Origin of the sequence: Pseudomonas sp. DVZ6, assembly GCF_024259445.1 — a bacterium.
In the GTDB taxonomy this organism is placed as follows: domain Bacteria; phylum Pseudomonadota; class Gammaproteobacteria; order Pseudomonadales; family Pseudomonadaceae; genus Aquipseudomonas; species Aquipseudomonas peradeniyensis.
The window spans coordinates 1-18,082 of the sequence record NZ_JANCLM010000066.1 but is presented as its reverse complement, the minus strand read 5'-3'; the positions used below and the strand labels follow the sequence as shown (position 1 = coordinate 18,082).

Sequence of the window (18,082 nt, the reverse complement as noted above, 5' to 3'; positions counted from 1 at the left end):
GCGGCCTTGTGCCGCGAAAGGGCTGCAAAGCAGCCCCGGCAATTCCAAGTCAGGCGCTAATTTTTAATGCCTTGAGAGGGCTGGTGCTCAGGGCACCCGCACACCTTCCTTGTGCAGCATGTCCACCAGTCTAATCAGAGGCAGCCCGATCAGGCTCGTGGCATCGCAGCCATGGGTGCTCTGGAACAGGCTGACCCCCAATCCCTCCGCCTTGAAGCTGCCGGCGCAGTCCAGCGGCTGCTCGGCCGTCACATAGCGCTCCACGCGCTCCCGATCCAGCTCGCGCATCGTCACGGTAAACGGCACGCAATCGACCTGGCAGTGGCCTGTGGCGCTGTTCAGCAGCGCTAGCCCGGTGAGGAAGGTGACCTGCTGCCCGCTGGCCTCCAGCAACTGCTCGCAGGCGCGTTCGAAGGTGTGGGGCTTGCCGAGGATCTGCTCGCCCAGCACCGCCACCTGGTCGGAACCAATGATCAGGTGGTCGGGGTGGCTGGCGGCCAGGGCTTCGGCCTTCTGTCGGGCCAGGCGGCGGACCAGCTCGACGGCGGGCTCGTCATCGAGGCGCCGTTCGTCAAGGTCGGGGCTCGCCCAGGTGAAGGGCAGGCGCAGGCGGGTGAGCAGTTCGCGGCGGTACGCAGAGCTGGAAGCCAGTAACAAGGGAAGCATGGTAGACTCCTGGGCAATTACCCCGAATTCTAACATGCGAGATGGCACCTAATTTCCTTTGACAGGGAGGGGGTGCATCCCTAGAATGCTGCGCCTATGTTGAATGACCCGATTCCACCTCACGTTGACCCGCGCAAATTGGCTGATCGTGGCGTAACCCTCGAAGGTTCGCTGCAACTCGCTGATTTGGAAAGACTCTGCGACCCGCTTTCCGACAATGTCGGTACGGTGCAGGCGAAGTTCGATTTTGAACGAGATGAACAGCACGTGGTGGTTATCCACAGCGCGCTGGATGTCGAAGTCAAGATGGTTTGCCAGCGTTGTCTTGAGCTGGTCACCCTGCCGATCCACAGCGAATGTACATACGCCGTGGTGAAGGAGGGTGCGAACACCCAGTCGTTGCCGAAAGGCTATGACGTGCTGGAACTGGGCGAAGATCCTTTGGATCTGCAGGCGTTGGTCGAGGAAGAGCTGTTGCTCGCCCTGCCGATCGTGCCTGCTCATCATCCGGAAGAATGCCAGCAGCCGGCGGGACTCGATGAGCCCGAGCCGAGCAAGGACGAGGTATCGCGGTCCAACCCGTTCAGTGTATTGGCGCAGTTAAAGCGTGACCCAAACGTTTAGGAGTTAATCAATTATGGCTGTTCAGCAGAACAAAAAATCCCGCTCTGCCCGTGACATGCGCCGTTCGCACGACGCCCTGTCGGCAGAAGCTCTGTCGGTAGAGAAGAGCACCGGTGAAGTACACCTGCGTCACCACGTATCGCCAGAAGGCGTATACCGTGGTCGCAAAGTGATCGACAAGGGCGCCGACGAGTAATCCTTGTCCGCTCAGATCATCGCGATCGACGCAATGGGCGGGGACTTCGGTCCCCGCAACATTGTCCAGGCTAGCATTGCCTGCCTTTCGGCTAACCCCTCGCTGCACCTGACCCTCGTCGGTCAACCCTCCCTCCTTGAAGATCTGCTCAGCGGCCTTGCGGCTGCGGATCGCGCGCGCCTGCAGATTGTCGCGGCCAGCGAAGTGATCGGCATGGACGAGCGGCCATCGCAGGCGTTGCGGGGCAAGCCGGACTCGTCGATGCGCGTCGCCCTCGAACTGGTGCGTGATGGCAAGGCCCAGGCCTGCGTGAGTGCCGGCAATACCGGTGCGCTCATGGCCCTGTCGCGCCTGGTGCTCAAGACCCTGCCCGGCATCGATCGCCCGGCGATGGTGGCGGCGATTCCGACCCAGGCCGGCTATTGTCAGCTACTCGACCTCGGCGCCAATGTCGATTGCAGCGCGGAAAACCTCTACCAGTTCGCCGTGATGGGCTCGGTGGCCGCCCAGGCCCTGGGCGTGAACCGGCCGCGGGTGGCACTGCTCAATATCGGCACCGAGGACATCAAGGGCAACCAGCAGGTCAAACTGGCCGCCAGTCTGCTGCAGAACGCCCGGGGCCTGAACTACATCGGCTTCGTCGAGGGCGACGGGCTGTACCGTGGCGAGGCGGACGTGGTGGTGTGCGACGGTTTTGTCGGCAATATCCTGCTCAAGTCCAGCGAAGGCCTGGCAACCATGATCGGTGCGCGCATCGAGGCGTTGTTCCGTGGCGGGCTGCTGGCGCGGGCGGCGGGGGCCATGGCCATGCCGTTGCTCAAGCGCCTGCAGGCCGACCTGGCGCCGGCGCGACACAATGGCGCAAGCTTCCTGGGGTTGCAGGGCATCGTCATCAAGAGTCATGGCTCGGCGGGCGTGCAGGGGTTGCAGAGTGCGATCCAGCGGGCGCTGATCGAGATCCAGGAGAACCTGCCACAACGCCTGCACGGGCGTCTGGAGGACTTGCTGCCGTAGCCTGCGCCGGCCTCTTCGCGGGTAAACCCGCTGCCACAGGTGCCCTGCAACCTTCAGGCCTGTGGCAATCCTGTGGGAGCGGGTTTACCCGCGAAAGGGCCGGCACAGACAAGCAAAGATCTTAGGCATATCGCCGATGAAGTGCTTAAATGTGACCGCTTGGTCTGTGTATCCATCCAAGCTTTCAGATTCTGCGTCCAGCCCAGGGCTTGGCGCACCCTATCCGACGACAAGATCATAAGGGCTTGTTCAATGTCTGCATCCCTCGCATTCGTCTTTCCTGGTCAAGGTTCCCAGTCGCTGGGCATGCTCAAAGAGCTGGGCGCCGAAAAACCGGTAATCGTCGAGACCTTCAAGGAAGCGTCCGAGGCCCTGGGCTATGACCTGTGGAAACTGGTCCAGGAAGGCCCGGAAGAACAACTCAACCAGACCGACAAGACCCAGCCGGCCATCCTGACCGCCTCGATCGCCCTGTGGCGCCTGTGGCTGGAAGAGGGTGGCGCGCAGCCTGCGTTTGTCTCCGGTCACAGCCTGGGTGAATACAGCGCCCTGGTCGCCGCTGGCAGCCTGTCGCTCAAAGACGCCGTGCGCCTTGTCGAGCGCCGCGGTCAGCTGATGCAGGAAGCCGTGCCGGCCGGTCACGGCGCCATGGCCGCGATCCTCGGCCTGGACGACGCGGTCGTGGTCGAAATCTGTGCCAAGGCCGCCGAAGACCAAGTGGTCAGCGCGGTGAACTTCAACTCCCCTGGCCAGGTGGTCATTGCTGGCAACAAGGCGGCGGTGGATCGCGCCATGGAGCTGTGCAAAGTGGCTGGCGCCAAGCGCGCCCTGCCGCTGGCGGTCAGCGTGCCATCGCACTGCGCGCTGATGAAGCCGGCCGCCGAGCGTTTCGCCGAGTCGGTCAATGCCATCGAATGGAAGGCCCCGCAGATCCCGGTGGTGCAGAACGTCACCGCCGCCATCGCCGCCGACCTCGACGCCCTCAAGCACGATCTGCTGGCACAGCTGTACCAGCCGGTACGCTGGGTCGAGTGCGTGCAGGCCCTGGCCGAGCGCGGCGCGGTGAACCTGGTCGAATGCGGTCCGGGCAAGGTCCTGGCCGGCCTGAACAAGCGTTGCGCCGACGGCGTGACCACCTACAACCTCAACACCCCAGACGCCGTCGCCGCCACCCGTGCGGCGCTGGCCTGAATTCGGAGAAGCTTGCATGAGCCTGCAAGGTAAAGTTGCACTGGTCACCGGCGCCAGCCGTGGTATCGGCCAGGCCATCGCCCTCGAGCTGGGCCGCCAGGGCGCGACCGTGATCGGTACCGCCACCACCGCTTCTGGCGCCGAGCGCATTGCCGCCACCCTGAAAGAGCACGGCATCAACGGTACCGGCCTGGAGCTGAACGTCACCAGCGCCGAGTCCGTGGAGGCGGTGCTGGGCGCCATCGGTGAGCAGTTCGGCGCACCGGCCATCCTGGTCAACAACGCCGGCATCACCCGCGACAACCTGATGCTGCGGATGAAGGACGACGAGTGGTTCGACGTGATCGACACCAACCTCAACAGCCTCTACCGTCTGTCCAAGGGCGTGCTGCGCGGCATGACCAAGGCCCGCTGGGGTCGTATCATCAGCATCGGCTCGGTGGTGGGTGCCATGGGCAACGCCGGCCAGGCCAACTACGCCGCCGCCAAGGCTGGCCTGGAAGGCTTCAGCCGTGCCCTGGCCCGTGAAGTGGGCTCGCGTGGCATCACCGTCAACTCGGTGACCCCGGGCTTCATCGACACCGACATGACCCGCGAACTGCCCGAAGCGCAGCGCGAGGCCCTGCAGAAAGAGATTCCGCTGGGCCGCCTGGGCCAGGCCGAGGAGATCGCGAAAGTGGTTTCCTTCCTGGCTTCCGACGGCGCAGCCTATGTCACCGGCGCCACCGTGCCGGTGAACGGCGGGATGTACATGTAAAAACCGCAACTCAATGTGACGGATTGCTTCAAAAAAGAGTCATACTGCGAGCCTAAAATCCGTTATAAAGCTGCAACCAGATTCCGGGCAGAGGGCCCGGTGGCCTGGTGGAAGGCGCGTTACGCTTGAAAAGCAGGCGTCTTCCTATAAACTTGGTCACCGGCCAGCTGCCTGACATATGTCCATTAGGAGTGAAAACTAGGTATGAGCACCATCGAAGAACGCGTCAAGAAAATCGTCGCCGAGCAACTGGGCGTCAAGGAAGATGAAGTGAAGAACACCTCTTCCTTCGTTGAGGACCTGGGTGCCGATTCGCTTGACACCGTTGAGCTGGTGATGGCTCTGGAAGAGGAATTCGAGACCGAAATCCCTGACGAAGAAGCCGAGAAGATCACTACCGTTCAAGCTGCCATCGACTACGTCAACGCCCACCAGGCCTAAGACGTTTCAGTCGACGCTACTTGTCGGGAAAAACCGCACTGCCGTCGCCGGCGTGCGGTTTTTTCTTTGCAAGCCCTGCAATCAGCGGAGTCTGTTGCCAGGCCATTGGCCGCGCCAGTGCACTGGCAAGAGACTCTGTAATTTGGAAATGAGGAGAGTACTGTGTCGCGTAGACGCGTCGTGGTCACTGGTATGGGTATGCTGTCGCCACTGGGTACCGATGTACCGAGCACCTGGCAGGGCATTCTGGCTGGCCGCAGTGGCATCGGTCCGATCGAACATACGGATCTGGCTGCCTACTCCACCCGTTTTGGCGGCTCGGTAAAGGGCTTCGAAGTCGAGCAGTACCTGTCGGCCAAGGAGGCCCGCAAGCTCGACCTGTTCATCCAGTACGGCCTGGCGGCCGGATTCCAGGCGGTGCGCAACGCCGGCCTGGAAATCACCGACGCCAACCGCGAGCGCATCGGCGTGGCCATGGGTTCGGGCATTGGTGGGCTGACCAACATCGAAGAGACCAGCAAGACCCTGCACGAGCAAGGGCCGCGCCGGATCTCGCCGTTCTTCGTGCCGGGTTCGATCATCAACATGATCTCCGGCTTCCTGTCGATCCACCTGGGTCTGCAAGGGCCGAACTACGCGATCGCCACCGCCTGCACCACCGGTACCCATTGCATCGGCATGGCCGCGCGCAATATCGCTTACGGTGAAGCCGACGTGATGATCGCCGGTGGCGCCGAAATGGCCGCCTGCGGCCTGGGCATGGGCGGCTTCGGCGCGTCCCGCGCGTTGTCGACCCGCAACGACGAGCCAGCCCGTGCCAGCCGCCCGTGGGACAAGGGCCGTGACGGCTTCGTGCTGTCCGACGGTGCCGGCGCCCTGGTGCTCGAAGAGCTGGAGCATGCCAAGGCCCGTGGCGCCACCATCTACGCCGAGCTGGTCGGTTTCGGCATGAGCGGTGACGCCTACCACATGACCTCGCCGCCCGATTCCGGCGAAGGTGCCGCCCGCTGCATGGCCAACGCCTTGCGCGATGCCGGCATCCAGCCTGAGGACGTCAGCTACATCAACGCCCACGGCACCTCGACGCCGGCCGGCGACATTGCCGAAGTGGCCGCGATCAAGCGCGTGTTCGGCGAGCACGCCTACAAGCTGGCGGTCAGTTCGACCAAGTCGATGACCGGCCACCTGCTCGGCGCTGCCGGCGCGGTGGAGGCGATCTTCAGCGTCCTGGCGATCAACAGCCAGATGGCGCCGCCGACCATCAACCTGGACGAGCCCGACGAAGGCTGCGACCTGGACTTCGTGCCGCACCAGGCGCGCAGCATGCCGATCGACGTGGTGCTGTCCAACTCGTTCGGCTTTGGTGGCACCAACGGCTCGCTGGTATTCCGTCGGTTCGCCGACTGATGCACAGCTGGATCGATGGCCAGGACGCGGCTGCGGTCAATCTGCAGAATCGTGGCCTGGCCTACGGCGATGGCCTGTTCGAGACCATTGCCGTGCGCGGCGGCAGGCCCAGCCTGCTGGCCCTGCACCTCGACCGCCTGGCGCTGGGTTGCCAGCGCCTGGCGATCGAAGCCGATCTGACGCTGGTTCGCAATGAACTGTTGCAATTCGCCCAGTTGCTGGGCGAGGGCGTCGCCAAGCTGATCCTGACCCGTGGCGACAGCCAGCGCGGCTATGCCCCGGTGGCTGGCGCCCAGGCGCGGCGCATTCTCCAGGGCAGCCCCTTGCCGGCTTATCCCGCCGAAAACGCCGAACAGGGCGTGCGCCTGTACGCCTGTCAGACGCGGCTGGCGGAACAACCGCTGCTGGCCGGGCTCAAACACCTCAACCGCCTCGAGCAGGTGCTGGCCCGTGCCGAATGGCAGGATCCGGCGTTTGCCGAAGGCTTGATGCGTGACGGCCAAGGGCGGGTGATCGAAGGGGTGTACAGCAACCTGTTCCTGGTGCGTGACGGCGTGCTGCTGACCGCTGAGCTGAGCCGTTGCGGCGTGGCCGGGGTGATGCGCGCGGCGTTGCTGGAGCAGGCGGCGTTGCTGGGCATTGCCACCCAGGTGCGGGACTTGCCGCTGGAGGCGCTGGAGCAGGCTGACGAAGTGTTCGTCTGCAACAGTGTCTACGGCATCTGGCCCGTGCGTGAATTCGCCGCGCTGAACTGGCCGGCCGGGCCGCTCACCCGTAAACTGCAGGCCGTTGCCCGTACGTTACTGGATACCTGATTCGTGAGACGCAAATTCCTGCTGCTGCTGGAAATGAGTTTGATCCTCGCCGGCCTGGCACTGGGCTGGGCCGCCTGGAAGGTCAACTCGGTCCTGGAGCAGCCCCTGCAAGTGGCGCAGGAGCGCCTGCTCGACGTGCCCAGCGGCACGACGCCCAACCGTATGTTCTATCGCATGCAGGGCGAAGGCCTGCTCGACGATCCGCTGTGGCTGCGCCTTTACTGGCGCTTCAACATGGCGGGCACGCCGCTGCATACCGGCGAGTACCGGGTGACCCCGGGCATGACCGTGGGGCAGCTGTTCGACGCCTGGAAGCGCGGCGACGTGGTGCAGTACAACATTACCCTGGTCGAGGGCTGGACCTTCCGCCAGGTGCGTGCCGCAGTCGCGAAGCACGAAAAGCTCAAGCACACCCTCGAGGGGCTGTCCGATGCCGAAGTGATGGATAAGCTCGGCCATACCGGTGTGTTCCCCGAAGGCCGCTTCTTCCCCGACACCTATCGCTTCGTGCGCGGCATGAGTGACATCGAGCTGTTGCAGCAGGCTTATATGCGCCTGGACGAAGTGTTGGCCAAGGAATGGGCCGAGCGCAGCACCGACCTGCCGTATCGCGACCCGTACCAGGCGCTGATCATGGCCTCGCTGGTGGAGAAGGAAACCGGCATTCCCCAGGAGCGCGGGCAGATCGCCGGCGTGTTCGTGCGGCGCATGCGCCTGGGCATGATGCTGCAGACCGACCCGACCGTGATCTATGGCATGGGCGAGCGCTACAACGGCAAGATCACCCGCGCCGACCTGCGCGAGCCGACCCCCTACAACACCTACACCATGACCGGCCTGCCGCCGACGCCGATCGCCATGGTCGGGCGCGAGGCGATCCATGCCGCGCTCAACCCCAGCAACGGCTCGAGCCTGTACTTCGTCGCCCGCGGCGATGGCAGTCATGTGTTCTCCGACGACCTGGACGATCACAACAGTGCGGTGCGTGAGTTCCAGCTCAAGCGGCGGGCGGATTACCGTTCCAGCCCCGCGCCGCAGAACGCGCCTGAAGAGGCTCCGGCCGATGACGTCGCTGCACCTGCAGAGCCTGATTCCAAGTCTTCGGCGCCAGCGACGGAACAGCCCTAGGCTCTATGACAATGGCGTCGTGGCGTTCAGCGGCGGCGCGTATTGGTCCGGTTACCTCGCCACACTGCGAGGGTGTCAAGTTCTCAGGGAGAGCAGGTGCTAAAATCTTTCGCTATTTCCAATACTTCACTGAGCGCTCACGTTGATTTATACGATGAGCGTGCGTCCAGATTTGGAACCTGGATCTCTGTATTGATTGGCCAGAATGGCAGTCGTAAGAGTTTTATCTTGCGTCAGATTCTTCAAGCGGCCCTGGATGACATGGCGGCTGGCAAAAAACGCAACTCAGACTTGGCAATGCCCGGCTGGGAGGACGGTGCGCCGGCAAACGTGATCTGTATATCGGGTACTCCGCTGGATCGTTTCCCAAGGGCGCAGATGCTGATGCTCGGCAGCCAAAAAAAGCAGGGGCAGGCAAGATACCTCTACCTGGGGCAGCGCGCGGCAAACGGTATGGCCGGTATCGCCCAGAGTGAGCGAGCGCTGATGGTGGCCTTGTTCTTGAACGCCGATCAGCTCCGTGCCAGGGCTCATATATTCGAGCGGGTTTTCAATAATGTTGGGTTCGCGCCAAGAATCGACATATCCCTCAAGCTTGGAAAAGAGCTGGAGCGGCATGACAGTGACTGGGTTAATGCTCATCTCAGTGTGAGATACGTGGCAAAGGACGCCATTGAGGATTATGCCAGGAAAGCCATCGCTGACTATTGTCAGGCGGCCCCTGTGGAGCGCCACAGTCCCCGGCTACAAGCGGTACTCAATAAGGTCAGCGGTTTTGATTTTACTATCAATGGTATTTTCAAACTCCTGGATTGGTTCGATCACGCCCCTCCTTGCCTGGTGTTCGAAAAGGGTGAAATTCGCCTTGCTTCGCCGGTTTGGAAGGACTGGGGTATTGATGAACTGGAGGTTTTCGTACGCGCAGGCCTTATCGAAGTGTCCCGGACACGATTCTTCAAGCAGAGCCATCACTCGGAGAGCGCTCGCCAAGGGCAGGGTATGCTCGAGCTTCCGGGCGATCATCTCAGTTCTGGCCAATGGAGCTGGCTCGCGGGACTGGTCGGGTTGGCGGCACACATCACCGACAGCAGCCTGGTGTTGATCGACGAGCCTGAGAATAGCCTGCACCCTCTTTGGCAACAGCAGTACATCACCACGCTGAACGCTGTCATGAGAGAGTTCCGGGGGGCGCAGGCCATGGTGGTGACTCATTCGCCTATTATTGCCTCTGGTGTCGAACCTGGCTGCGGGCAAGTTCAGGCGCTGATCGACCTTGGTGTGAACGAGGCGGGTCAGCAGCTCATCGAGTCCAGAAGTGTGCCAGACACCTACGGGTGGAGAGCATCTGATGTCTACGAGGCCGCGTTCGATGTGCCATCGTCGCGGGCACCCTTTTTCACCCTCACTGCAGATGTTGCGCTGGCACTCATTCGCGAAGACAAGCGGATGAGCGTTGCAGAAAATCGGCTGTTTCAGGAAGAGCTTACCCAGTGTCTGGCCTCGCTACCGCCGGTCGATCCGCTGCGGACCGTCTTGAGCCAACTGCTTGATGAGTTGCGCAAGCGCACCGGGCATGGAGTTGGGTGAATGTTTGAAACTATCACGCTCACTGACGAAGATGAGCCACTGTTGGCGTCGATCCGGGCGTATTCAGGAAACGTGTGGTCGACACCCCATGAGTTGAAGGCATACCGCAGCCGGCTGCTGAAGCTTCAGAATTACCGCTGCGCTTATTGCCAGCTCGCGATCGAGGCGGATGAGGTCGGGCATCGAGAACTGGATCATATATTGCCCAAACTGGGTACGAAGAACTGTACGGATGAAAACGGCAGAAGCAATGAGTATGCACGGCGTCAGCACACGTATGGCTACTCACAGTTCACCTATGAACCACTGAATATGGTGGTGATCTGCAAGATCTGCAACTCGTACAAGAAGAGCTTCGACCCTTTGCGTGACCGGACGAATGTCTACACCAGTGACACCTATCCTGACCCTGCTGCCATACAGTGGTTTTACCCATACACCCAGCGTTATTCCGGCCATATCAGTCGAAGCGAGAATTGGACTTACACACAACGTTCCCCAGAGGGCGATTACGTTATCCGGGTTTGCCGGCTCGATCAGGCTGAGGGCCTGAGCTCCAGGGCTGCAGTGCGTGCCTTGATCAAGGCACGGCAGGCTGGAAGCCTTAGAGACGCTGTGATGGATCTGGCCGGGGATGTCCGGGCGCAGCGGTGCAGCTTTGATCACGCGGTCAGTGCCGTCGAGATGGCAGTTGATATCGACCGTCCGGTAGCGAATGAGCTGATCCGGCTCTGGGTGGAATTTCGCGCCAAAGGCACCATGCTGCTGGCTGAAAAAGCAGAAGCGCTACTGGTGGCCCTTGTTGCTGATGAGGATATCGATACCGACGACGCGGCTGGCATCCTCAAGGTATTGACTTGCTGCACAGAGGCTGCGACATCTTCCACGCGCTCATGACCCGTTCGGCGAGCACATCAATTGTCTGGTCGTTGTCGATCAGAATGTCTTGCGGTTGTATCTCGATGCCTGACTCTGAGCTGTGAGGATTTACCCGTTGCGGATTTGGGCGCCTGATGTGCCAGATCCTGCCATTGTGTTGGCGCAGGTAAGCTGCTTCGTTCTCGTAGCGAATATCTTTGATGATGATGGTGTGGGCCTCATCCGGGAGCGATGAGAGGGGGCGTGAGAGTGCCACCGTCGAAGCTGCCCGTCGAACTGCATAGTCGCTGTACAGCGCCAATGCTCTGGCGCTGAGAAACTCCACAGCGCTGCGTGGTGTGATCGACCAGTAAGGATCGATCTGCCCGCTCAGCCGTTCGTCCCAGAGCTGCGCATCACTAAAACCGAAGAAGGCTTGGGCTGCCAGTCTGAACGGGGCCTGCGTCGCGTTCAGGTCGACGACAAAACCGTCATCGGTCGCCCGACCGGCAGGTGGGTTGATGGCCAACTCTGCGCGCATCAGCCAATGGTCGGCAGTGCGTTCGCGCATCCACTCGGTGCCCACTTGCTGGAACAGTTCTCGTGGCGAACGTTGCCACAGTGCAATGGGCTGCTCTTTAAGATCATCCGACCACGTCTGCTCGTCGCTTAACCCCCATAGCGCCTGGCAACCCATTTTCAAGGGGTCTGCCAGTGCGTATGCCGCGACACCTGGTTGCTTGAGCAGTACGGCGGCAACGGTGTCTTTCCCTGATCGGGCGGGGGCGGCCAGGCCGATGATTGTCCTCACGAGGTCTCCAGTATGTTTGGGCAGGGAGAAACGCTAGAATGCGCGATTTAGCGGCGATTTTAGTTTGCCTGGTGAAATGATTGCAAAACCTCGCGCCTGTTTGCACAGGTATGGTCGAGATTCAAAGAGAGGTCCGCATGGCTGAAGCCTACCCCTGGCAGCAGGCGCTCTGGCAGCAATTGGCCGGGCGCGCCCAGCATGCCCATGCCTACTTGCTGCACGGGCCCCAGGGCATCGGCAAGCGCGCACTGGCCGAGCGCCTGATGGCGCGGCTGCTGTGCCAGCAGCCGCAGGGCCTGGATGCTTGCGGCCAATGCAAGTCGTGCCTGTTGCTCAAGGCCGGCAGCCACCCGGACAACTTCGTACTGGAGCCGGAAGAGGCCGACAAGCCGATCAAGATCGACCAGGTGCGTGATCTGGTGTCATTCGTGGTGCAGACCGCCCAGCAGGGCGGGCGCAAGGTGGTGCTGATCGAGCCGGTGGAGGCGATGAACATCAATGCCTCCAACGCCCTGCTCAAGAGCCTGGAGGAGCCCTCCGGCGATACCGTGCTACTGCTGGTCAGCCACCAGCCCAGCCGCCTGCTGCCGACCATCAAGAGCCGCTGCCAGCAGGTTGCCTGCCCGCAGCCGAGCCTGGAGCAGAGCCGCGCCTGGCTGGCCGCCGCCCTTGCCGACAGTGGCGAGGAGGAGCGCGAGGAGCTGCTGACCCTGGCCGCCGGTTCGCCGCTGATGGCCGTGAGCCTGCAGGCCCAGGGCGTGCGCGAGCAGCGGGCGCTGGTGACCGAGGGGGTGAAGAAGCTGCTCAAGCAGCAGCAGTCGCCCAGCCAACTGGCCGAGGCCTGGAACAGCGTGCCGTTGCTGTTGCTGTTCGACTGGTTCTGCGACTGGTCGCACCTGATCCTGCGCTACCAGTTGACCCAGGATGAGGAAGGACTAGGCTTGGCCGACATGCGCAAGGTGCTGCAGTACCTGGCGCAGAAGAGCCGCCAGGGCAAGGTGCTGGAGGTCCAGGCGTGGATCCTCGAGCAGCGCCAGAAGGTGCTGGGCAAGGCCAACCTCAACCGTGTACTGCTGCTCGAAGCCTTGCTCGCCCATTGGGTGCAGCTGCCGGGCATGCGCTGATTTCCACCGTTCATTCATGTGTGTCGTGTTCCCATGCTCGTAGATTCCCATTGCCACCTCGACCGTCTCGACCTGAGCGCCCACCAGGGCTCCCTCGACGCCGCCCTGCAGGCGGCCCGTGAGCGCGGAGTAGGGCACTTCCTGTGCATCGGCGTGAGCGCCGAGAACGCCGGCGCGGTCAAGGCGCTAAGCGAGCGCTACGCCGACGTGGACTGCTCGGTGGGCGTGCACCCGCTCGACCTGGCGCCCGGGGAAACGCCGGCCCTGGAGTGGCTGTTGCGCGAACTGGCCCACCCCCATGCTGTGGCCATTGGCGAGACCGGGCTGGACTACCACTACGAGCCAGAGGCCGCCGAACTGCAGCAGGCCTCGTTCCGCCTGCACCTGGAGGCTTCGCGGCAGACCGGCAAGCCGGTCATCGTGCACACCCGGGCGGCCCGCGAGGACACCCTGGCGCTGCTGCGCGAGGCCAACCTGCCCCAGGCCGGGGTGCTGCACTGCTTCACCGAGGACTGGCCGATGGCCAAGGCCGCGCTCGACCTGGGCTACTACATTTCGCTGTCCGGCATCGTCACCTTCCGCAATGCCGACGCCTTGCGCGAGGTGGCCCGGCAGGTGCCGGTGGATCGCCTGCTGGTGGAGACCGACTCGCCGTACCTGGCGCCGATCCCGCACCGCGGCAAGCCGAACCTGCCGCAGTACGTGCGGGAAGTGGCCGAGTATGTGGCGTCGTTGCGTGGGGTGAGCTACGAGCAGTTGGCCGAGCAGACGACCAGCAACTTCAAGCGACTGTTCCCGCTGGCAAGGGTAATCTGAGGTCGCCGTGCTGACGCTATCGCGGGGCAAGCCCGCTCCCACGTAATGATCGAACTCGTGGGAGCGGGCTTGCCCCGCGATAGCATTGGCCCAGGCAAATCTGAAGCCGCCTCCCCATGCACCCCGAACCGGGCAAAAAAAACCCGGGTTCTGGGGGGGGAATCCGGGTTAAGACCATTAGGAGTAAAACAAAGGCACACGCTCCCTGGGTACCTTTATCGGCGCGCCACTTGGGGGTATGCGCCGCGCCAACACTTCAAGTATTGGCCAGGATTGGCGCCCCGCCAGCAGTGATTGATCGTTTTTTAAACAGATTTGGAATACGTCCGCAGTCCCTTGCGCGTTCAATGCATGGCAATCTGTCGGACCTGTCGCAGTACTTCGTCGATCAGGCGGCGGTCGGTATAGAAATGTGGGGAAAACCGTACCCCGGGGCCGCGTACGGCGCATATCACCCCGTTTTTGCTCAGGGCTCGATAAATGTCGGCGTTGGCATGACCATCCAGGCTGAAACTGACGATGCCGGCCCGCCGTGAAGGATCATCCGGGCTATGCAACTGCGCCCCGGGGATGGCCGTCAGCCCTTGATGCAGCTGCTCGACCCGCTGCCCCAGCTGTTCGGCGACCACCGTCATGCCAACCTCCTCCAGCAGCGACAGGCTGGCCTCCAGTGCGCAGGCGCCGAGCATGTTCGGGCTGCCGCACTCGAAGCGCCGCGCACTGCGCGCCGGTTGCCACTGGCGGCGTTCGAAATCGCCAAGGTGTTCGAGCATGTGCCAGCCATAAGCGTGCAGCTTCAACTGCCGGCGCAGCTCGCTGCGGCAATAGAACACTCCCAGCCCCTCGGGGCCGAGCATCCACTTGTGGCCGTCGGCCATGGCGAAGTCGCATTGGTAGTGCTGCACATCGAAGGGCAGGGCGCCGACCTGCTGGATCGCGTCGACGCAGAACAGCACGCCGCGTTGGCGACAGGCGGCGCCCAGGCGTGCCAGGTCCAGGCGCAGGCCGCTGGCGAACTGCACGGCGCTGACCGACAGCAAGCGCGTTCGCGGGCCGCAGGCGGCGAGCAGTGCCGCTTCCGGATCGGCGACGGCCAGGCCTGCCTCGACCACTTCGACCCCGCGATCAGCCAGGGCCTGCCAGACCACGCGGTTGGAGGGGAACTCCTCGTCGCTGATGACGACCTGGTCGCCGGGCCGCCAGTCGAGGCCGAAGGCCACCAGCGACAGCGCCTGGGAGGTGTTGCCCACCAGGGCGATGTCGCCGGTGCTGGGCGCATTCAGCAGGCGTGCCAGGCGCTCGCGCAGGCGGCGCTCGGTGGCCAGCCAGGCCGGATACTCGCGGGCGCCCAGACGCACGTTTTCCTGGGCGAAGCGCGCCACGACCTCGGCGGTCCGCCGCGGCCAGGGGGCGATCGCCGCGTGATTCAGGTAGCACAGGCCCGGCGCCTGCTCGAACTCATCAAGAAACACAGACATGGTTGGAAGATCCGTGCAATTTGCCGCCAGTTAGGCATAATAATCCGCTTCGATTGTCATCCCAGTCCTTCTTTATGCAGAAAGAACCTCGCAAGGTCCGTGAGTTTCGCCGTCGCGAACAAGAGATCCTCGACACGGCGCTCAAGCTGTTTCTCGAACAAGGTGAAGACAGCGTCACCGTCGAGATGATCGCCGACGCCGTGGGTATCGGCAAAGGCACGATCTACAAGCACTTCAAGTCCAAGGCGGAGATCTACCTGCGCCTGATGCTCGACTACGAGCGCGACCTGAATGAGCTGTTGCATTCGGCCGACGTCGACCGTGACAAGGAAGCCCTGTCGCGTGCCTACTTCGAGTTCCGCATGCGCGACCCGCAGCGCTACCGGCTGTTCGACCGCCTGGAAGAGAAGGTGGTCAAGGGCAACCAGGTGCCGGAAATGGTGGAGCAGCTGCACAGCATCCGCGCCTCCAACTTTGATCGCCTCACCCAGTTGATCAAGGGGCGCATCAGCGAGGGCAAGCTCGAGGACGTGCCGCCGTACTTCCACTACTGTGCGGCCTGGGCGCTGGTCCATGGCGCGGTGGCGCTGTACCACTCGCCGTTCTGGAGCAATGTGCTCGAGGATCAGGAAGGTTTCTTCCAGTTCCTCATGGACATCGGCGTGCGCATGGGCAACAAGCGCAAGCGCGATCCGGAAGCCGCGAACTAAAGCCGTTCAAGCAGCGCCCACCGCACATCCGGCGGGCGCCTTCGCTCAAGGCTTCGCCGGGAAGGCTTGCAAAAACCTGATTTTTGAGTCAGGTTTTGCCCGCCAGAATCTTCCACGCCGGAGTCATCCATGATCGTCGATCGTCAAGGCAGGCGCTTTCGCAACCTGCGCGTCAGCCTGACTGCTGCCTGCAACTATGCCTGCACCTACTGCGTGCCCGATGGCAAGCGCCTGGTGGCGGCGCAGGACGAGCTCACGGCGGATGCCCTGGCCCGGGGCGTGGCCTACCTGGTGGAGGCGGCCGGGGTCGAACGGCTGCGCATCACCGGCGGCGAGCCGCTGGTCAGTCCAAGGCTGGAAGCCTTTCTCGGCGCGGTGGCGGGCCTGGGGCTCGACGACATCAGCCTGACCACCAACGGCCAGCTGCTCACCCGCAAGCTGCCGCTGCTGCGCGATGCCGGCATCCGCCGGCTCAACGTTTCCCTCGACACCCTCGACGCCAGTGCCTTTCGCCGGATCGCCCGGGGTGGCGACCTGGCCAGCGTCTTGGCGGGCATGGCGCAGGCCAGCGCCGCGGGCATGGCGATCAAGGTCAACATGGTGCCCATGCGCGGGCAGAACCTCGATCAGGTGCTGCCTTTGCTCGACTACTGCCTCGAACGCGGCTACGAGCTGCGCTTCATCGAGCTGATGCGCATGGGCCACCTGGCGCGCGACGGCAATGCTTTCCTGCAGCAGTTCGTCGGCCTTGAGCAACTGCTGGCGCTGATCGGCCAGTCGTACAGCTATGAGCAGGCGCCGCGCCCGCTGGATGCCACGGCCCTGCGCTACCGCATTCCCGGCAAGGGCCATTTCGGCGTGATCGCCAACGAGAGCGTGCCGTTCTGCCGCACCTGTTCGCGCCTGCGGCTGTCGTCCACCGGCTGGCTGCATGGCTGCCTGTCGTCGAGTAACCGTCACTTTGTCGGCGACCTGCTCGACAAGCCCCGCCATCAGGCGCTTCCGGCGCTGCAGCGGCTGCTGGTGAAGGCCCTGGCGGACAAGCAGGATGTGGCGTTTTCCGGCGATGTGATGGTGATGAAGGTGATCGGCGGCTGACTCTGGCGCAAAAGCTGCATCCCGCGGCTATTCGCCGGTTTTTCGTCACCGGTTTCTGGAGGAAAGATGCGTAGCCTGGTCTTGCTGCTGGCGCTGATGGCGTTGGGCGGCTGCATGAATGTCAGCGATATGGGCGAGGGCGTCCGTTACCACATGAGTGATGCGGGCCTGCTGGACCACAGCGACACCACCCGTACCCTGTCGATCCGTCTGCAGCCGGACTCGTTCATCTTCATCGGCCAGGGCGCGTTCGTGCCGCCGGGCAAGGGGCCGGTGCCGCAGCAGAACGCGGTGGCCGAGGAGGCCTTCAAGAGCTTCGTCGAGTACTTCCCGCTGGTGCGTCGCGCCCAGGGCCCGCTGGGTCTGGAAGACGCGATCGCCGAGGCCCGCGCGGTGGGTGCCGACTATGTGTTGTACACCCGTTTCGCCCGCACCGACGACCGTATCGGCAACGGTGACGAGTGGTATGACGAGCAGGCTGTCGATCGCCTGGGCTGGGACCGTGGCGTGGTGCAGATGATGCTGATCGAGACCAGCACCCGCTACCTGATCGACACCGCGCGCATCAAGAGCCGCGGCGGTTTGTTGACGTTCCACGACAACACGCCACAGGATTTGCTTGCCGCGCCGATGCGCGAGTACGCTCGTAGTCTTCTGGGCATGAGCAACTGAGCGAGCGCGTCATGAGCGATTCCGGCAAGGCCAACGATCTGCTGGCGCAGATCCCCGCGCACAAGGGGCTGCCCCCGGTGCACCTGTGGAACCCGGATTTCTGCGGTGACATCGACATGCGGATCGCCCGGGACGGGACCTGGTACTACCTGGGGACGCCGATCGGGCGCAAGCCGATGGTGCGGTTGTTCTCTACCATCATTCGGCGTGACGGGGACGATTACTTCCTGGTCACGCCGGTGGAGAAGGTCGGGATCCGGGTCGATGATGCGCCATTTGTTGCCGTGCTGCTGGATGTCGAGGGCAGTGGGGAGCAGCAGGTGTTGCGGTTTACCAGCAATGTCGACGACCAGGTCGAGGCTGGGCCTGAGAATCCCCTGCGGGTTGAGCTTGATCCGGTTACCCAGGAGCCTTCTCCCTATGTGCTTATGCGCGGGAACCTCGAGGCGTTGATTCATCGCAATGTGTTCTATCAGTTGGTGGAACTGGCGGTGGCGCGGGAGATTGATGGGGAAGTTTGGCTTGGAGTTTGGAGTCGGGGTGAGTTCTATCCGATTGGGCGTAGTATCTAATAACTGTTTCTGAATCCCCACCTCATTACAGATACAACAGCCGGCCATCAACTCATATTTCTTGATCTTGATCTTGATCTTGATCTTGCTTCTAAGTGCGCAATAGTTCAGGCACCG

The 18,082-nt window shown here is 62.8% G+C and carries 20 protein-coding genes; 17 read left to right on the top strand and 3 right to left on the bottom strand.

Going from position 1 to position 18,082, the window contains the following annotated elements; genetic code table 11:
- Window positions 1–87: 87 nt before the first annotated feature.
- The gene (locus NMG10_RS25060) at window positions 88–666 is read right to left on the bottom strand and encodes a nucleoside triphosphate pyrophosphatase (RefSeq protein ID WP_232857558.1); all 579 of its coding nucleotides are present in this window, start codon (window positions 664–666) and stop codon (window positions 88–90) included.
- Window positions 667–762: 96 nt separating this feature from the next.
- On the opposite strand from NMG10_RS25060, the gene NMG10_RS25055 reads away from it, so the two are divergent.
- From NMG10_RS25055 to NMG10_RS25005, 11 genes are all read left to right on the top strand, one after another.
- Window positions 763–1,290 (top strand): YceD family protein, encoded by a 528-nt coding sequence (locus NMG10_RS25055; protein WP_023630499.1) that lies wholly within the window; start codon window positions 763–765, stop codon window positions 1,288–1,290.
- Window positions 1,291–1,303: 13 nt separating this feature from the next.
- The gene (gene rpmF / locus NMG10_RS25050; RefSeq protein WP_028690987.1) at window positions 1,304–1,486 is read left to right on the top strand and encodes a 50S ribosomal protein L32; all 183 of its coding nucleotides are present in this window, start codon (window positions 1,304–1,306) and stop codon (window positions 1,484–1,486) included.
- A 3-nt stretch (window positions 1,487–1,489) separates the two neighbouring features.
- Window positions 1,490–2,500, top strand: a complete 1,011-nt coding sequence (gene plsX, locus NMG10_RS25045; RefSeq protein WP_368044649.1) for a phosphate acyltransferase PlsX — start codon at window positions 1,490–1,492, stop codon at window positions 2,498–2,500.
- Window positions 2,501–2,752: 252 nt separating this feature from the next.
- Window positions 2,753–3,691, top strand: a complete 939-nt coding sequence (fabD, locus tag NMG10_RS25040; protein ID WP_232857557.1) for an ACP S-malonyltransferase — start codon at window positions 2,753–2,755, stop codon at window positions 3,689–3,691.
- 16 nt (window positions 3,692–3,707) lie between these two features.
- Window positions 3,708–4,448: a 3-oxoacyl-ACP reductase FabG gene (gene fabG / locus NMG10_RS25035; RefSeq protein WP_203647546.1), complete on the top strand. Its 741-nt coding sequence runs from the start codon at window positions 3,708–3,710 to the stop codon at window positions 4,446–4,448.
- A gap of 204 nt (window positions 4,449–4,652) precedes the next feature.
- A complete protein-coding gene (gene acpP, locus NMG10_RS25030) occupies window positions 4,653–4,889 on the top strand; it encodes an acyl carrier protein (RefSeq protein ID WP_028690990.1) in 237 nt (78 codons plus the stop codon).
- Between the two features lie 162 nt (window positions 4,890–5,051).
- Window positions 5,052–6,296, top strand: coding sequence for a beta-ketoacyl-ACP synthase II (fabF, locus tag NMG10_RS25025; RefSeq protein WP_232857555.1), 1,245 nt, complete (start codon window positions 5,052–5,054; stop codon window positions 6,294–6,296).
- Entirely contained in the window at window positions 6,296–7,111 is an 816-nt protein-coding gene (gene pabC, locus NMG10_RS25020) for an aminodeoxychorismate lyase (RefSeq protein ID WP_203647545.1), read from the top strand. Before fabF ends, pabC begins: the two co-directional genes overlap by 1 nt.
- A gap of 3 nt (window positions 7,112–7,114) precedes the next feature.
- The gene (gene mltG, locus NMG10_RS25015) at window positions 7,115–8,239 is read left to right on the top strand and encodes an endolytic transglycosylase MltG (protein WP_232857553.1); all 1,125 of its coding nucleotides are present in this window, start codon (window positions 7,115–7,117) and stop codon (window positions 8,237–8,239) included.
- 228 nt (window positions 8,240–8,467) lie between these two features.
- The gene (locus tag NMG10_RS25010; RefSeq protein WP_232857552.1) at window positions 8,468–9,826 is read left to right on the top strand and encodes an AAA family ATPase; all 1,359 of its coding nucleotides are present in this window, start codon (window positions 8,468–8,470) and stop codon (window positions 9,824–9,826) included.
- A complete protein-coding gene (locus NMG10_RS25005) occupies window positions 9,827–10,723 on the top strand; it encodes an HNH endonuclease (protein WP_232857550.1) in 897 nt (298 codons plus the stop codon).
- On the opposite strand, the gene NMG10_RS25000 is transcribed toward NMG10_RS25005, so the two are convergent.
- Entirely contained in the window at window positions 10,671–11,495 is an 825-nt protein-coding gene (locus NMG10_RS25000) for a deoxynucleotide monophosphate kinase (protein WP_232857549.1), read from the bottom strand. The genes NMG10_RS25005 and NMG10_RS25000 overlap by 53 nt on opposite strands.
- A 137-nt stretch (window positions 11,496–11,632) precedes the next feature.
- Between NMG10_RS25000 and NMG10_RS24995 the strand changes: the two genes are divergently transcribed.
- Both NMG10_RS24995 and NMG10_RS24990 read left to right on the top strand, forming a co-directional pair.
- Window positions 11,633–12,619, top strand: a complete 987-nt coding sequence (locus tag NMG10_RS24995) for a DNA polymerase III subunit delta' (protein WP_232857543.1) — start codon at window positions 11,633–11,635, stop codon at window positions 12,617–12,619.
- 33 nt (window positions 12,620–12,652) lie between these two features.
- On the top strand, window positions 12,653–13,435 hold the full coding sequence (locus NMG10_RS24990; RefSeq protein WP_232857542.1) for a TatD family hydrolase: 783 nt from the start codon (window positions 12,653–12,655) through the stop codon (window positions 13,433–13,435).
- Window positions 13,436–13,779: 344 nt separating this feature from the next.
- Here NMG10_RS24990 and NMG10_RS24985 read toward each other — a convergent pair whose 3' ends face one another.
- Entirely contained in the window at window positions 13,780–14,913 is a 1,134-nt protein-coding gene (locus NMG10_RS24985; RefSeq protein ID WP_232857541.1) for an aminotransferase class V-fold PLP-dependent enzyme, read from the bottom strand.
- A 74-nt stretch (window positions 14,914–14,987) separates the two neighbouring features.
- Here NMG10_RS24985 and NMG10_RS24980 point away from each other — a divergent pair, with 74 nt between their 5' ends.
- The 4 genes from NMG10_RS24980 (at window position 14,988) to NMG10_RS24965 (ending at window position 17,965) form a co-directional block, all read left to right on the top strand.
- The gene (locus NMG10_RS24980) at window positions 14,988–15,623 is read left to right on the top strand and encodes a TetR/AcrR family transcriptional regulator (protein WP_011532895.1); all 636 of its coding nucleotides are present in this window, start codon (window positions 14,988–14,990) and stop codon (window positions 15,621–15,623) included.
- 129 nt (window positions 15,624–15,752) lie between these two features.
- A complete protein-coding gene (locus NMG10_RS24975) occupies window positions 15,753–16,721 on the top strand; it encodes a GTP 3',8-cyclase MoaA (protein WP_254465317.1) in 969 nt (322 codons plus the stop codon).
- Between the two features lie 66 nt (window positions 16,722–16,787).
- Window positions 16,788–17,393, top strand: coding sequence for a DUF4823 domain-containing protein (locus NMG10_RS24970; protein ID WP_050704713.1), 606 nt, complete (start codon window positions 16,788–16,790; stop codon window positions 17,391–17,393).
- A gap of 11 nt (window positions 17,394–17,404) precedes the next feature.
- Complete coding sequence (locus NMG10_RS24965; protein ID WP_254465316.1) at window positions 17,405–17,965, top strand: DUF1285 domain-containing protein; 561 nt, start codon at window positions 17,405–17,407, stop codon at window positions 17,963–17,965.
- Window positions 17,966–18,082: the final 117 nt, after the last annotated feature.

Coding starts and splice junctions, on each gene's coding strand:
- NMG10_RS25060 (WP_232857558.1), bottom strand. CDS start 666: ATGCTTCCCTTGTTACTGGCTTCCAGCTCTGCGTACCGCCGCGAACTG.
- NMG10_RS25055 (WP_023630499.1), top strand. CDS start 763: ATGTTGAATGACCCGATTCCACCTCACGTTGACCCGCGCAAATTGGCT.
- rpmF (WP_028690987.1), top strand. CDS start 1,304: ATGGCTGTTCAGCAGAACAAAAAATCCCGCTCTGCCCGTGACATGCGC.
- fabD (WP_232857557.1), top strand. CDS start 2,753: ATGTCTGCATCCCTCGCATTCGTCTTTCCTGGTCAAGGTTCCCAGTCG.
- fabG (WP_203647546.1), top strand. CDS start 3,708: ATGAGCCTGCAAGGTAAAGTTGCACTGGTCACCGGCGCCAGCCGTGGT.
- acpP (WP_028690990.1), top strand. CDS start 4,653: ATGAGCACCATCGAAGAACGCGTCAAGAAAATCGTCGCCGAGCAACTG.
- pabC (WP_203647545.1), top strand. CDS start 6,296: ATGCACAGCTGGATCGATGGCCAGGACGCGGCTGCGGTCAATCTGCAG.
- NMG10_RS25005 (WP_232857550.1), top strand. CDS start 9,827: ATGTTTGAAACTATCACGCTCACTGACGAAGATGAGCCACTGTTGGCG.
- NMG10_RS24995 (WP_232857543.1), top strand. CDS start 11,633: ATGGCTGAAGCCTACCCCTGGCAGCAGGCGCTCTGGCAGCAATTGGCC.
- NMG10_RS24990 (WP_232857542.1), top strand. CDS start 12,653: ATGCTCGTAGATTCCCATTGCCACCTCGACCGTCTCGACCTGAGCGCC.
- NMG10_RS24985 (WP_232857541.1), bottom strand. CDS start 14,913: ATGTCTGTGTTTCTTGATGAGTTCGAGCAGGCGCCGGGCCTGTGCTAC.
- NMG10_RS24980 (WP_011532895.1), top strand. CDS start 14,988: ATGCAGAAAGAACCTCGCAAGGTCCGTGAGTTTCGCCGTCGCGAACAA.
- NMG10_RS24975 (WP_254465317.1), top strand. CDS start 15,753: ATGATCGTCGATCGTCAAGGCAGGCGCTTTCGCAACCTGCGCGTCAGC.
- NMG10_RS24970 (WP_050704713.1), top strand. CDS start 16,788: ATGCGTAGCCTGGTCTTGCTGCTGGCGCTGATGGCGTTGGGCGGCTGC.
- NMG10_RS24965 (WP_254465316.1), top strand. CDS start 17,405: ATGAGCGATTCCGGCAAGGCCAACGATCTGCTGGCGCAGATCCCCGCG.